This window comes from Lysinibacillus sp. 1 U-2021 (assembly GCF_029916965.1).
GTDB lineage: Bacteria > Bacillota > Bacilli > Bacillales_A > Planococcaceae > Lysinibacillus > Lysinibacillus capsici.
Genome location: NZ_CP123966.1, coordinates 3,494,418 through 3,507,363, shown reverse-complemented (window position 1 = coordinate 3,507,363; position 12,946 = coordinate 3,494,418). Strand labels below are relative to the sequence as shown.

Sequence of the window (12,946 nt, the reverse complement as noted above, 5' to 3'; positions counted from 1 at the left end):
ATCCACTTGATTCGTTTTCTAAACTTCAATAATTATTCACCTTCCTTAATAGTTAGTAGGGGGCAGAATAACTACCCACCCACTCATTATTTTATGTATTAATTTGGTTCTTTTAAAACTCTGATTTGAATATTATGTCTTCCTAAATTAATAGCTTCTTGTGTAGAGGATACCAATATATCTGCTTTGTAATTTTTTATAGCCCCTCCTGTATCAAGTGAAATAGCCTTGAACGTTTCATACGGAGTTTTGACTTCTACAATTGTCCCCAACTTAATTACCTTTGGATCGGTTGCAATAATTCTTAATCCATTGTAATAAATCGTATTAGACACATCGTATCCTGTTGCAGTTACGCCCGTACAGCCTTCTGAACAATAAGCTGTGTAATAGCTTGCATTAAACGTCATCCAATTTCCTGTAGAGTTAGTATCTCCTCTACTTATTACTTCTTCTTGTTGTTGCTTCTTTAACTCTTCAATTCGTTTCTGTTCAGCTATCTTTTTTGCTTCTTCAATTTTTGCTAACCTAATTTTCTCTAACCTTTCCAAACGTTGACGCTCTAATTCTTCTAACCTTTTTCTTTCCTCTTCTTTCAAGCGTTCATATTCTTTTTTAATATTGTCATAAGGTGGTATAAATCGGTAAGCAGCTAACCTTTTCTCAACTTCATCAGAAGTGTATTTATGTACATTACTACTCTCTTCCTTATGATTCTCTTGTATAGCTTTAGATGCAAATACTCCCCAACCAAGGGTGCATACGATAATAGTTGGAACTGTCACAGACTTTTTAAACTTTTTCATTTATTCGCTTATTCTCTACAAACACTTCTCATTCGAATCTCATATGACAATTATATAATTGTGCGATTCTCTTGCAGAAATAAACTTCCCTACTTTCTAATTTTATGTATTTTCACTTATAACTAATTTAATTTTTCATGGATTGTAATAAATGTATTATCATTAGTAATTTTAGATGAAATGACATACCCACTCTTCAATAGTAAATTTTGTATAGTTTCAGCATCATACTCATCAATAATTTCTAGTGTGAATTGTCCTAGCATATTTTCAACTTCTTTTTCTAAAGTAGCATAACAAATGTCATCATTATTAATAACAAGAACATCTCCATTTTCCGATAATTCATATCCATTATCATATAGTATCTTTGTAAATGACTTTGTATATACATTTTCTGAACCAAAGATAATCTTAGAAGGTAAATCTGATTTAAAACGTGAATAGAGTTCTTCTGGAATATTTTCATGATAATTATAATACTTTACTGAAACATTCTTGATTTCTACTTTTACATTGGACAAGTCATCTGCTGTTAAAATTGTCATTACTGTCATACGATCATTCCTTTCTTGTATATCCATTTCTTAAAATATGGTTTTTATTAAATCGTACATCCGATTGGTTTAAAAGGTTTATAATTCTCTTTTATTTTCTTTAATAATCGAACATTAATTTCTAAGGTTTTATATTCATTGACTTTTAGATTTTCCTCAATTCTATTCTCCAAAATTCCTTCTAGACGAGTTAACTCTGTATATTCTTTACTGAATTTGATAATACCAGAAGGTTCAATGCTCTTAATAGTATTTAAAATGTGTTCAATTTCTTTACTGGATGTATCTTTGTTCACTTTTGTTAGAAGTTGTAAAGGGATTGATTTAATATTAAAGTCTTTCTTAAGTTCTACAGGGTTTTCACTTTCAACTTTAGCAATGCAATTTGACCAGTGTTTATTTAAAATATCAGCTACCTTATTTGACGAATTCAAAAATTTATCCGCATCAGCTTTGTTTAAAATATATTCGCCTTTGACCAAAATTGCTTTATCCCATTTGTATTTATTTGGATCAATACTAACTTTAAATTCCTTTGCTTCATCGCTAGTCCATTCTTTGATTAATTTACGAGCAACTTGTCCATTCACATCTAATGCTGATTTAACGATTTCTACTAACTCCATCTCTTGCTTGATTTCGCTTACTGTTTTCATAATTAATTACCATCCTTTTTTATTTTTTATGTATTTTTATAAAAGCAAACTATTATTTAGTCTTCTAATAACTCTTTCAAATAATACACTAGTCTCAATGCTTCTAAAATTAGATTAACTAAATCCAGATACAAATTTAAAGCTGTGATTGGTACTTCATTATCTTCTACTCCTCGTTGAGCAATCTGGTTGAAATCATAAATTGTAAACCCTAAGAAGATCATTACTCCTAATCCTGATACAATTACCATAATTAAATTGCTGAATCCAATAAAAATTGCAATGAATGAGAAAATAACTAATCCTATTAAGGCTACAAATAAAATCATTCCCCATCCTTTTAAATCCTTTTGCAACTTGTATCCAAACAAACCTAGCAGCGCAAATGTAACAGTACATGTACCAATAACCAAAACTACAATTTCTAAACCTAATTCACCAACATAAAATCCTATCGAACTGTACAGTGTAATACCAATCAAGAATGAAACCAGATAAGCTAGAATACTACTCGCCATTTTACTTTTAGCTGTGAACCACATTCCAATTACCAATAAGATCGTAATAATAGCTATTGGTAAGATGTATTGTACTGGAATGAACTGACCTAGAAACATCCCTACTCCAGTTAGCACCCACATTACTCCAAACATTTTTAAAACTTTATCTAGATTTTTATTCAAATAACCCACTCCTATGTATTTACTTTTATAAAATCAAAATATTATTTAATTATTTTCAAACTTTAAATACCCTAATGCATCCGAATATTCATCCATACACTTGATTGAGCAAAACACTTCTTCGTTTTCGCTTTCATATGTACTACTACAGTTCAAACATTGACATAAACACATGCGATCACCCCTTTTCGATAATATTGTCATTTTATCTAAATTTCATATTAGGAATATGATAATAAAGTAATATTTTCACCATATTCCTAATATATTTACTAATTATTTTTCAATCAATTCTAATTCAAAGCTATTTCCGTCCTTATCCACATGAATGCTAAATACATGAGTGTATTCGTTAATATCAACGTTACTAAATTCAAATTCTAAACCAGATGTTAATACTGAATTATTGATTACTACTTTAAAATCATGAGATGGATCTCCAAGGTTATTGTATAAGATACCTTCAGCAATCAACTTAAACTGCTTCGCATTTTCATGGTTATATAGTGGTTTAAATTTAATTTTAGTTGATTTAGGAGTTAATTCTTTTTCGAAGTCAGTTAAGGTTTCAGTATTGTTAACTTCTCCAATAGCTTTTATCATATCGATATTAAAGTCTGTAATATTAATTGCGAAATACGATGCTTGATCACTATGTACTAATATACCTTTTGTAGCAGTGTCTAACTTTGTGATAAATTTACCTTTATCATCAAACACTTTTAAATCCATTACATCCATTAAGAAATTCTTCATATTAATTGTTCTCCTCTAGCGTAAGTCGCCACCTATTTTATTTTTCAACAATAACCATAACGCCAATGAATTGATTATCAGGCAGTAATTTACTCACATCTTCATCTACCAATTCAAGATATTGATTCATATTTACCTCATCACGATTGAAAATCCCTGTCTCACATTTAATATTAACTTTTACGCTTTCCATCCACTTTTCCTCCTACTTTCTTCTAATTGTATTTTTGTACTTAGGCTTACGATTTTCGGTAAGCTTTTCAAACTTACCTTTCCATGTACTGATCACACGTTTAAGATGTTTAATTTGCTTGTTTTTGTTAACGAGTTGTTTCTTGAGGTGAAAGTTTTCTGCTTCCACCTTTTTATAATGTTCCCATACATTCTGTTCGGTTAATGTTTTCCCATCTTGCATAAGACTCAACTCCAATTATGTATTTGAATTACAATAGTGAACCATCAATTAATAATAATCCTTCTGTTTCTTCTTCAAAATATTTAACAGTTTCCTCAAAGTTTTCATCTACTTCTTTTGGAGCTAGTCCATATTTAACAAATGCGTCATACTTGTTTAAAAGGTCTGGTGTTCCTTCATTTTTTATTTGCTCTACACTTTCTCCTGCTACATTTTCAACATATATCTCCATTGATTTTTGGGCAGTTTTAGCCTTGATTAATGCGTAATACTCATGTTTATTGAATTCGTAATATTTCATCTCTGTCATTTTAATTCTCCTTTTTATGTATTTAATAATACTAATCTTTTATTGATAGAAACAAATCATCAAATGACTTCTTCATTAGATCAATTTGATTTTTTAACGTTACATAACGTGCTTCAATCGTACAATCTCTATCTTGATGAGAACAACTATATCCTGCACCCTTGCTATAATAAATAAGTTCTACCATTTCATCATAAATATCAGATGCTGAATCCTTCATTGTTTTTAGATAATTTAGTAAGTCTTCATCGTCTGTATAACTTAAATAAACATTGTCCATTATAATCTCTCCTTTTAATAATAGTGTGATTTTATTGAAAAAAGTTTGTGAAATTAATTTAGGAATGTTATTATCTCAACGTTTGTATGGTGTCAAATTTCACAAACTTTCTCATTTGTCTATCTATGTAAAATTAGATTAAAATATTTCAAACTCTTTATCTGACGATGCAAATTTCATAGCTAATTCAAATTTTTGACTACTCATATCTTTGTCGATGTACAATTTACTAAATCTCATACCTCGATCTCTCTCATTAAAATCGCATACTACATAATAGTTATGTTTATCAGTCCTAATGATTTCACTGTGTAATTTAGAGGATTGATATATGATCTCTTCATCATTAGATTTGATTAATTCATACAATAACTCTTCACCTTTTCGACTATCAGTAAGTATCATAATTTTAGGGTTATGAGTTTCATATATCTTATTTAACAAGGTATTTAACTGTGGAATAATTGAATTTACTCGTGAGACAGTAGTTGTTAAATGATTTACTTCTAAATATAGTTTGCTAGATAGTAATTGAGGTATAGAATTCGTTTCTAAAATGTCTAAAATATTCTCAATAAACTTCTTCTGCTTTAATATGTTTTTAATTACATCTTCGTTTTTAAAGTCATCATGCGTATACTGTAGCTGATTTAATAATGTTTCATATGAATGAGATAATGCTTTTACTCCTTTAAAATCCATTCGACTATTTAACTGATCATTCATTTCCTTAATAATTAAATCCATGTTATTTAATGTTTTCATACTCATTTATTATTCTCCTCTGATGTTTGGTCATCACCCAATATTTTTCACATGGCTGTTGCTACGAAATAATATGTATTTTAATCAAATGTGTGTTTTATTTAACACCTGTTTTAGCAAATTCCTGAACAGTATCCACATACTCATTCATTTTTTCGCTCAGATTCATCTCGTTTAGGTTTACATTTAAGTAAGTAAGTTCTTTCTTAATTTTATTCTTTGAGGTTGTTTTATTAGTGTACTTTAATGCAGTCTCTAAGAAGTTGATTCGATTAATAATATGATGCTTAATAGCTTTTTTGACACTTTTTAACGATATACCAATTAATTCTCCACTTTTACTTGTTAATTCTCCGATTGACTTAGCTTCTTTTAACATAGTTAACTCCTCCATTTTCAATAATATTTAATTTTTATCAAACTTTTATGTATTTTGTTATTTATCATCTTTCTTCTTACGGTTACTAATACCTAAGAAATGATTCACTCGTTTTTGAGCCAAATCAATGTAGAATTGACGATCTAAATAATCAGGAACAGTTTTCCCTTCCATAGATTCATTATCAATGAAACATTTCTCAGATGTGTTAGGGAATTTAGCAGGATTTTCTCCTTTTTTCTGTTTAAATAGTCCACCATCTTCTTCTCTTAATGAAGCAAATACTCGGAAAGTTTTATCTTGTAATAGATAACCTTCATCTACTAACATTACCTTCTTATTCATTTTACCTGTAACTTCGTTTAATACTTTAACAGCTTCGAACTTACAATTCTTCCTTGCGTAATCATAAGCGTTTGTCATCTTAACTACTCGTTGGAAGTCGTGCAATTTATTACATTCATTTATTGTTTCTTCAACTGGTTTATTTTTTAAGAAATAATTAGTTACTGCGAAATTAACGATAGGTAAGTCATAATCAATTTCTGATAATTGTTTTACATAAGCACCCTTAGCTTTCCATCTAGGTTTACCTTTTTCGGTGTATAATTCACCTTCAGGTACTACGATATAATTGTTAACGTCCTTTTGTACTACTCTCACATACTCTTCTAACTCTAAAATTAATCTAGTGCGCTGCTCCCATTCTTTTTGAGCTTCAATAATTTTAGCTAAATCATCTTCTGATTCACATACAAAGAATACACCATCTGTATTTAAATTGAACAATGTACAATAAGGTTCTATACGCTCAATAAAATCAGTTAATAGAATTTGACCTGCTACACATACAGAACGCATCATACGTTTATCGTATAAATTGTTATATTGATCTCCAAACGTTCCGTACACTGTATTTATTGCCAATTTCAAAGCTTCTTGTAATGGATTTCCTGCTTTCTTTAATATAATTCGTTCATCACGAATATATCTAAATTTAGCATCTGATTCACAAGCTCTACTCATTAGTCCATATTCTAATATTAAAGCAGGATAGAGTGACGCTACATCCAGTGAATAAATTTTTCCTTCATACATATAGTTTTTAATCGCACCGTGTAATCCACCTAAAGCATACACAGTAGGTACACCTGCAATCTCAAATTCAACCTCAATTTTAGGTTTTCCTTTTTCAAACTTAGTCGGAACAAATGTACCATTTTTAATTGAGTCGAAGAACTCCTTTACTTGGGGATATTTTTCTAATCTATATGTATCTGGATAAATGAAATCAAATTCATCATCTTTATAATCTTGCTTCTCTGCTTCTAAAATATGAGCTGTTAATTGAGCTGAAGTTTTGGAAATATGTTCTATTGATAAATCAAACATATCCAATAATCCAACATGAGCGTTAAATGCGGATATACGTTTGTGGTATACTTTGATTGTTTCCAACACATCGTGAGTACAGTATTCTTCTACTTCATCTTCTTCCTCTTGAGTCAAAGGTCTATCAATATCAAATGGTACGTCTGATTCTTTAATTCGACTACCCATAAAAGCTTCTAATTGTTTCAATCCATGGAAACCAGTAGCTATATCGAAAATATTCATAGATATAGACTTATGATTCCTGATAACATAACTACCTTTCTTATCCTCCTCGATGATTTGTTTAGTAATATATCCTGCATCCTGTCCTAAAAGAAGACCTTTCATAATCCACTGATCGTAACCTCGAATATTATATCCAACAAATACATCATCTTTATAAGCATTGTAGAACCATTTTAACTTAGCATAATCATTTTTGATGGTAAACTTCTTCATAGAACTTAATTCTATAAATACAACCATCCAATAAGGTTGTCCTGTTTTTGGATGAATACTATTTGAGAATACTTCGAAGTCCATGAATATTAACTTCTTTCCTTCTAGTACTTTACTCAACCATTCACTCCTCCCTTAAACTCCTTTTATTAAAATTCCAATTCATCCGATTCTTCAAATTTTCGATTAACTTTAAATGTCTTATTGTCAGGTGTCCATAAGCTATAGTAATTACATAATTCTTGTGAATAAAAGGGTGCATTAGGATTTGTAATAGAATAGTCACACCAATGACACAACGGAGTTGCTTTAGGTACATATATACCTGTTTTTTCTGCTTCAAAAATTGAATCTAAAATCTTGTTTAACTTTTTCAATCCTCTTTTATGATAACCTTTTGTACACGCTAACTGTTTTTCTCCAAGAAGAATCATATCGTACATAAATTCAACTGGTGTTTTTCCGTAGATGTTTTCACATGCTAAAGCGTAAATAAACATTTGCAAAGGAGTGGTTAAGTCCTTGTCTTCATACAACTTATTAGAAGACTTGTAATCTACTACTCGTAATTCTCCTTTATCATTAATGTCAATGCGATCAATAAACCCATTAAGAATCACTCTTCCTTCGAACTCAAAATTAAAGTTAACCTCTACAGCTAAAGGTTTCCATCCTTCACCTATTGAATCGTTTTCAAGGTAATGTAAAAATGTTTCCATCTTGTCTTCATAACTTAGGTTACTCTTCGCATTGACTTCAAAAAATGATTGTTGTCCAAACTTTTCTTTGATTAAATTTAAGCCAATAATGAACTTACCTTTATCCTTATCTGTATCTTCAGCGATACCTTCTAGATAAATCTCCTTTAAGTATGTATAATCATTCACCTTATTCTCGATTATATTTCTATATTTAATTTCTAATATTTTATGTAATAAGTTCCCTAAATCTAAATGGATAGCATCAGATTGTGCATAATTGCCATCTTCATATTTATGTTTATATTTCATTGGACATTGAACAAAGGTGTCCAATTTACTGTAACTAAATTTTGGTAGGGTACTCAAATAACCTCTCCTATCTATATTTTGTATTTATTATTTTTATATAAGTTGTCCCATACTTCTTTCCCTTTATCTGTAGGAGAATCTTTATGTTCTAAATTGTTTTCAAGATCAATAATTCCATATTTCATTCTTCCTGTTAATTTTGATGCTTCTTTTTTTACGTACTCAGCATTCTTATCTTTATCATATGCAAATATGTATTTTATATCTAACCCTAAATCTTTAAGTAACTTAATCTGCATAGGAGACAATGAATCTCCTTCAATTGATACTACGTTGGGATAGTTCCATTGCGTTAAAAACATTGTAGTTTTCCCACCCTCAACAATTATTACTTCTTTTAAGCGTAATATATGTGGTAATGCTCTATGTAAGTTGAATAACTCTATCGATTTGTTACATGGTATTAAATAAAGATATTTGTATTTATCTTCGATTTCTTTGTTTTTACCACAATACCGACCCTTTATTCCTATCATTTCTCCATGTTTATTATGTACAGGGAATGTAATACGCTCTGTATTCACATCAATCCCTATTTGAAAACATTTTTGAGTACTTATACTTAATCCTTCTTTATACCAACCATAATAAGGTACTGTCTGATAGTCATTTATGTATTCGTTTGATAGTAATACGTTTGAACCATTATCTTCTCTATCTTTTTTTGAAGCTTTTTTAAGCCAGTCATTATACCCTTTAACAGGTGTTTGTATATCAGAAGTAACTTTATAAAACTCATCAATAAATTCTGGATAATTTAATTTATTACAAATCCAAAATTTACTTTTTGATAAAGTTTCCTTCCTCTCTTGTTCAGTTTCAGAACCAAAAATAATGTAACTTACTAAGTCGAATATACTTCCTGTTATACCCTTGGATCTTATATTTACTGACAATGACTCAATGTTCTTAATCTGAACACTTCTAGGATTATCTCCTTCAGGAAGACCAGCTACATATAGTATGCCGTGTTGCTCTGTCATTATATTCCAACAGTCTAGATGTTCTAAAAGTTCTTCTATTCGATCTTCGTTGTATATCCTCGCTTCTATTTGTCGTAATTCAGACATCCCTCCACCTACTTATATCCCAATTAATTTCCGTATCGAGGAACTTTAACTAAAGCCACTTCTTTGAATGAGTTTATTTCATAGTTTACTTCATAAATAATCTGTTCTTCTTCGCTGCCAAATCTGTTCTTAGCTAAAAATAATACAAGATATTTTTTGTCTTTATTTAATTTATACGGTTCTCTATACCATTCTCCAGTTAGCTCGTCTTTCTTATAGGTATATGGCTTAAGAGCAAATTTTCCTTTTCCATCTTCATCGCCGTATTCATCATCAAATAGTAAGCGTCCCATCATAACAACAGCTGCTACTTCATTAATCTCCATACTCTTACCTGTACTATCTAAGTCAAGGAATCGTGTTTCTTTACCTAGCTTCAATTGTACTGTAGCTAAAGTACCCACATTGTAATTATCTTCTTTAATCAATTCGTGTAGCTCTTGTGCGGAGTTAGAAAAAGCTTCCCAACGTGCCATATCATTTTGTGAACGATCAGGCTTAAATGTATCTATTATTAATTTTGAATATCCTTTAGGACGATACAATTCAACCCTATTATGTATGTCTTGCATACGGAATTTCTTTAACTCTAATGTTTTAATTAGTCCTTGACCATTATCTCTAGCCCACTTAGATGCATTGCGTAGCTTTTCAAACATTTCTGGTGAGAAATTACCACTGTTCATTTTCTCACGATTAATAGGTTTCTTTAAAACTTTAGTTGAAATAGTTGCTAATAGTAACTGTCTCCATTTTTTAACACTCTCCTCATTGATTGCTAGTATAGCTTTCTCTTTATTTTCAAATAAACTAAGAATAAACTTCTCCATAGCAATGGAACTTTTACCAACTCCAGAGGACAATACTAAGTAGTAAAGTGAACCGTTCTTCCATCCTTTAATTTTCCTGTTTAATATAGGGGCATCATGCAAAGGAATACCCATAGCTTCACCTTTATCTAGATCTTCAATAGTTTCTTCTAAATTATCTACAAGATCATGTTCGATTACATCACCAGAATTGACTTGTGCAAATACTTCTTTAGTTTTTACTTGTATGTATAATTGAACTTGTTTTAATGTAATTTTACATAGCTTATTTATCAAAGCTTTATCATTAACATTAATTAATGCTTCATCTTGTAACTTCCTTAAACTTTCATATTTTTGTATTTCACTGAAATGATACTCGTCATTTTGTGAATCATCTTTGCAAGCGTTCATAAGTTCTGAAATGGTTTCGTAACCACCAAATATATTGTATGAATCAATATAACTTTTTTTCCCTACTTCTTTTGGCTGCGAAACAATATATGTATAAACTGTTTTATCATCAAAATTCCTGATCCCGTTATTGTACATTTCAAATCCTAATGTAAAGTAAAAATACCATACACTCTCAGTAAATGTTTCTCTTGTTATCTTATGCGTCTTGTACTTTTGATACAGATTTGGATTACTCCATAAATATCCACAAAGTAAAGATTCATGTAAAAATGAAGGTTCTACAAATTCTTTAGCATAATTCAATTATTCTCAACTCCTACAGAATATCTGATATATCCATTTCATCTACTCTCTTTACTTCTTTCTTTTTAACATCAATCTCAATTGATTCTGTTGATACTTTACTCTTGAAAGTATCTGTCTTTTCTTTTTGTATATTCATAGTATTGATATCATTAACACTTTTGGTGACTATTCCAAATATGTATGAAAATTCGTTCCATTTTTCTTTAAAGTGCATCTTACGTATTACATCATCAATTGTATTTGCGTTATATCGATAGGTTTGTAGCATCAATTCATAAGGCACACCTGACTTGTATTTCTTTACTTTTTTGTTGGCGATCTTAATCGTCCCATTTCGTAAGTCCTGTATTTTCTCCATCATTCTTTCATCTAAAGATATAAGACCGTGTAAATCTCGTATATAAATGTATAAATCGTTCAATTTAGTTGCTTCAATCTTCTTATACTCTTTGTCATTTAGAAACAATTCATGGCACTTTGAATGAAAATACTTTCTAAACATTTTTGGTGATCCGTTCTTATTAAATTTACCTGTTGGCTTCTCATCACAATGCATTCGTTCTTTCTCACCAATATCTTTACACCAGTGACATTTCGGCATTTATTTCACCTCTTTTTATAATAAAAGGGTAGAAAATTAATCCTACCCTTAATTATCGTTAATTACTTACTGACAATTTTTGTTACAATACCTAACGCAATCTTTAAGTTTTCTAGATTACCTTTCTCTTGCATATAGTTTTTAACCTTAAAGACTTTCTCAAACTCTACACTTGCCTCTACCTTCTGGTCTTTGCTCATAGTCGAAATGACTTCTTCAATTTGAGAAAATACTTCGTCTGGATCATTTTCTAATTTTTCAGCCATTTCTTTAACTTTTTCTTCACGTTCTTCTTGTTCTTCTTTCTTTAATTCAGCAACCGTTTGAGTTGTCTTTTTTAACTGTCCTTTAACTGCTTCTTCAAATACGTTCAAGAATGTTTCAGCACCATACTCCACTTTTTCAGGAAGATTTGTGAATCGTCCACCTGCAATTTCGATATATTCGGATGGTCGGAAATACATCATTGTTTTTGTTTCATGGAAGTTTGAAGCTTTTTCACGATTCTTTTTATCAGTTAAATTCTCCTCTAACTCATTACCATGTTTATCTAATACGGATGTCTCATTATGTAAGCAGCAAATTAAACTTGCTTGAGACTCAAACACTTTACGTCCAGTGTTGTTCATCATTAGTTGGATTGAATTGTATTTCATTCCATCGTATAAAGTGGTTTCTTTCTCTTTAGCCCACGCTAAATGGAATAAGCCATATCCTGCATTTTTTAATGTATCAAAGGGTTTCTTTAATTCCTCATATAAAACAGTCCATCCATTTTCTTTAGTGTTATCTGAGATGTCTTGAAGAGATACAAAGGTTTTAGCATATTTTTTCCCTCGATCATACAGAATCCAAGCTGTACATGCATCTATTGCTCGGTCAGCAGTGTCAGTACCGATTAGCTTTGTAATACGTCCTTCTTTGGCTTCTTTTACTAAGTCTGGTACGACAGACTTTTTAAAGAACTCCCAAACTTTCCATAGAGTATCATCAGTACCCTCTTTATGTAACGGTACAATATTGTCAATTTCCCATGTTTCATATCCGTCTTCAAATGCCATCAATAGGACATCATCTGGTGTAAGATAGTGAAGCTCAGTAACTTCTTTCCATAAACGTGTTTTACCTGCCTTATATGTACCTGCTACTAATGTTGTAATGCTTTGTAATTCTACCTTTGGTTTGTTGTTTTTTACTTTGTTACGGAATCCTGCCATAAAAATAAACCTCTCC

At 30.4% G+C, this 12,946-nt stretch carries 17 protein-coding genes; all 17 read right to left on the bottom strand.

The window, feature by feature from the left end; all coding sequences use genetic code 11:
* Window positions 1-98: 98 nt before the first annotated feature.
* The 17 genes from QH639_RS18335 to QH639_RS18255 all read right to left on the bottom strand — a co-directional run bounded on the left by QH639_RS18335 (window position 99) and on the right by QH639_RS18255 (window position 12,930).
* Entirely contained in the window at window positions 99-806 is a 708-nt protein-coding gene (locus QH639_RS18335) for a 3D domain-containing protein (protein ID WP_281114964.1), read from the bottom strand.
* 122 nt (window positions 807-928) lie between these two features.
* Window positions 929-1,363: a hypothetical protein gene (locus tag QH639_RS18330; RefSeq protein WP_257521615.1), complete on the bottom strand. Its 435-nt coding sequence runs from the start codon at window positions 1,361-1,363 to the stop codon at window positions 929-931.
* Window positions 1,364-1,410: 47 nt separating this feature from the next.
* Complete coding sequence (locus QH639_RS18325) at window positions 1,411-2,019, bottom strand: hypothetical protein (protein ID WP_281114963.1); 609 nt, start codon at window positions 2,017-2,019, stop codon at window positions 1,411-1,413.
* 56 nt (window positions 2,020-2,075) lie between these two features.
* Window positions 2,076-2,702, bottom strand: a complete 627-nt coding sequence (locus QH639_RS18320) for a Bax inhibitor-1/YccA family protein (RefSeq protein WP_281114962.1) — start codon at window positions 2,700-2,702, stop codon at window positions 2,076-2,078.
* A gap of 276 nt (window positions 2,703-2,978) precedes the next feature.
* Window positions 2,979-3,458, bottom strand: a complete 480-nt coding sequence (locus tag QH639_RS18315) for a hypothetical protein (protein WP_281114961.1) — start codon at window positions 3,456-3,458, stop codon at window positions 2,979-2,981.
* A 37-nt stretch (window positions 3,459-3,495) separates the two neighbouring features.
* Entirely contained in the window at window positions 3,496-3,651 is a 156-nt protein-coding gene (locus QH639_RS18310) for a hypothetical protein (protein ID WP_281114960.1), read from the bottom strand.
* A 12-nt stretch (window positions 3,652-3,663) separates the two neighbouring features.
* A complete protein-coding gene (locus QH639_RS18305) occupies window positions 3,664-3,873 on the bottom strand; it encodes a hypothetical protein (RefSeq protein WP_281114959.1) in 210 nt (69 codons plus the stop codon).
* 28 nt (window positions 3,874-3,901) lie between these two features.
* Window positions 3,902-4,183 carry a hypothetical protein gene (locus QH639_RS18300; protein ID WP_281114958.1) on the bottom strand — a complete coding sequence of 94 codons (282 nt, stop codon included), beginning with the start codon at window positions 4,181-4,183 and terminating at the stop codon, window positions 3,902-3,904.
* 31 nt (window positions 4,184-4,214) lie between these two features.
* Complete coding sequence (locus QH639_RS18295) at window positions 4,215-4,463, bottom strand: hypothetical protein (protein ID WP_281114957.1); 249 nt, start codon at window positions 4,461-4,463, stop codon at window positions 4,215-4,217.
* 138 nt (window positions 4,464-4,601) lie between these two features.
* Window positions 4,602-5,234, bottom strand: a complete 633-nt coding sequence (locus QH639_RS18290) for a hypothetical protein (RefSeq protein ID WP_281114956.1) — start codon at window positions 5,232-5,234, stop codon at window positions 4,602-4,604.
* A 91-nt stretch (window positions 5,235-5,325) separates the two neighbouring features.
* Window positions 5,326-5,607, bottom strand: a complete 282-nt coding sequence (locus QH639_RS18285) for a hypothetical protein (RefSeq protein WP_281114955.1) — start codon at window positions 5,605-5,607, stop codon at window positions 5,326-5,328.
* Between the two features lie 57 nt (window positions 5,608-5,664).
* A complete protein-coding gene (locus QH639_RS18280; RefSeq protein WP_281114954.1) occupies window positions 5,665-7,560 on the bottom strand; it encodes a hypothetical protein in 1,896 nt (631 codons plus the stop codon).
* 29 nt (window positions 7,561-7,589) lie between these two features.
* Window positions 7,590-8,507 carry a RecB family exonuclease gene (locus tag QH639_RS18275; RefSeq protein ID WP_281114953.1) on the bottom strand — a complete coding sequence of 306 codons (918 nt, stop codon included), beginning with the start codon at window positions 8,505-8,507 and terminating at the stop codon, window positions 7,590-7,592.
* 14 nt (window positions 8,508-8,521) lie between these two features.
* Complete coding sequence (locus QH639_RS18270; RefSeq protein WP_281114952.1) at window positions 8,522-9,580, bottom strand: DNA primase; 1,059 nt, start codon at window positions 9,578-9,580, stop codon at window positions 8,522-8,524.
* A 23-nt stretch (window positions 9,581-9,603) separates the two neighbouring features.
* A complete protein-coding gene (locus QH639_RS18265; RefSeq protein ID WP_281114951.1) occupies window positions 9,604-11,109 on the bottom strand; it encodes a DnaB-like helicase C-terminal domain-containing protein in 1,506 nt (501 codons plus the stop codon).
* Window positions 11,110-11,122: 13 nt separating this feature from the next.
* Window positions 11,123-11,713, bottom strand: coding sequence for a hypothetical protein (locus tag QH639_RS18260; protein ID WP_281114950.1), 591 nt, complete (start codon window positions 11,711-11,713; stop codon window positions 11,123-11,125).
* Between the two features lie 62 nt (window positions 11,714-11,775).
* The gene (locus QH639_RS18255; protein ID WP_281114949.1) at window positions 11,776-12,930 is read right to left on the bottom strand and encodes an AAA family ATPase; all 1,155 of its coding nucleotides are present in this window, start codon (window positions 12,928-12,930) and stop codon (window positions 11,776-11,778) included.
* Window positions 12,931-12,946: the final 16 nt, after the last annotated feature.

Coding starts and splice junctions, on each gene's coding strand:
- QH639_RS18335 (WP_281114964.1), bottom strand. CDS start 806: ATGAAAAAGTTTAAAAAGTCTGTGACAGTTCCAACTATTATCGTATGC.
- QH639_RS18330 (WP_257521615.1), bottom strand. CDS start 1,363: ATGACAGTAATGACAATTTTAACAGCAGATGACTTGTCCAATGTAAAA.
- QH639_RS18325 (WP_281114963.1), bottom strand. CDS start 2,019: ATGAAAACAGTAAGCGAAATCAAGCAAGAGATGGAGTTAGTAGAAATC.
- QH639_RS18315 (WP_281114961.1), bottom strand. CDS start 3,458: ATGAAGAATTTCTTAATGGATGTAATGGATTTAAAAGTGTTTGATGAT.
- QH639_RS18310 (WP_281114960.1), bottom strand. CDS start 3,651: ATGGAAAGCGTAAAAGTTAATATTAAATGTGAGACAGGGATTTTCAAT.
- QH639_RS18305 (WP_281114959.1), bottom strand. CDS start 3,873: ATGCAAGATGGGAAAACATTAACCGAACAGAATGTATGGGAACATTAT.
- QH639_RS18300 (WP_281114958.1), bottom strand. CDS start 4,183: ATGACAGAGATGAAATATTACGAATTCAATAAACATGAGTATTACGCA.
- QH639_RS18295 (WP_281114957.1), bottom strand. CDS start 4,463: ATGGACAATGTTTATTTAAGTTATACAGACGATGAAGACTTACTAAAT.
- QH639_RS18290 (WP_281114956.1), bottom strand. CDS start 5,234: ATGAGTATGAAAACATTAAATAACATGGATTTAATTATTAAGGAAATG.
- QH639_RS18285 (WP_281114955.1), bottom strand. CDS start 5,607: ATGTTAAAAGAAGCTAAGTCAATCGGAGAATTAACAAGTAAAAGTGGA.
- QH639_RS18270 (WP_281114952.1), bottom strand. CDS start 9,580: ATGTCTGAATTACGACAAATAGAAGCGAGGATATACAACGAAGATCGA.
- QH639_RS18260 (WP_281114950.1), bottom strand. CDS start 11,713: ATGCCGAAATGTCACTGGTGTAAAGATATTGGTGAGAAAGAACGAATG.
- QH639_RS18255 (WP_281114949.1), bottom strand. CDS start 12,930: ATGGCAGGATTCCGTAACAAAGTAAAAAACAACAAACCAAAGGTAGAA.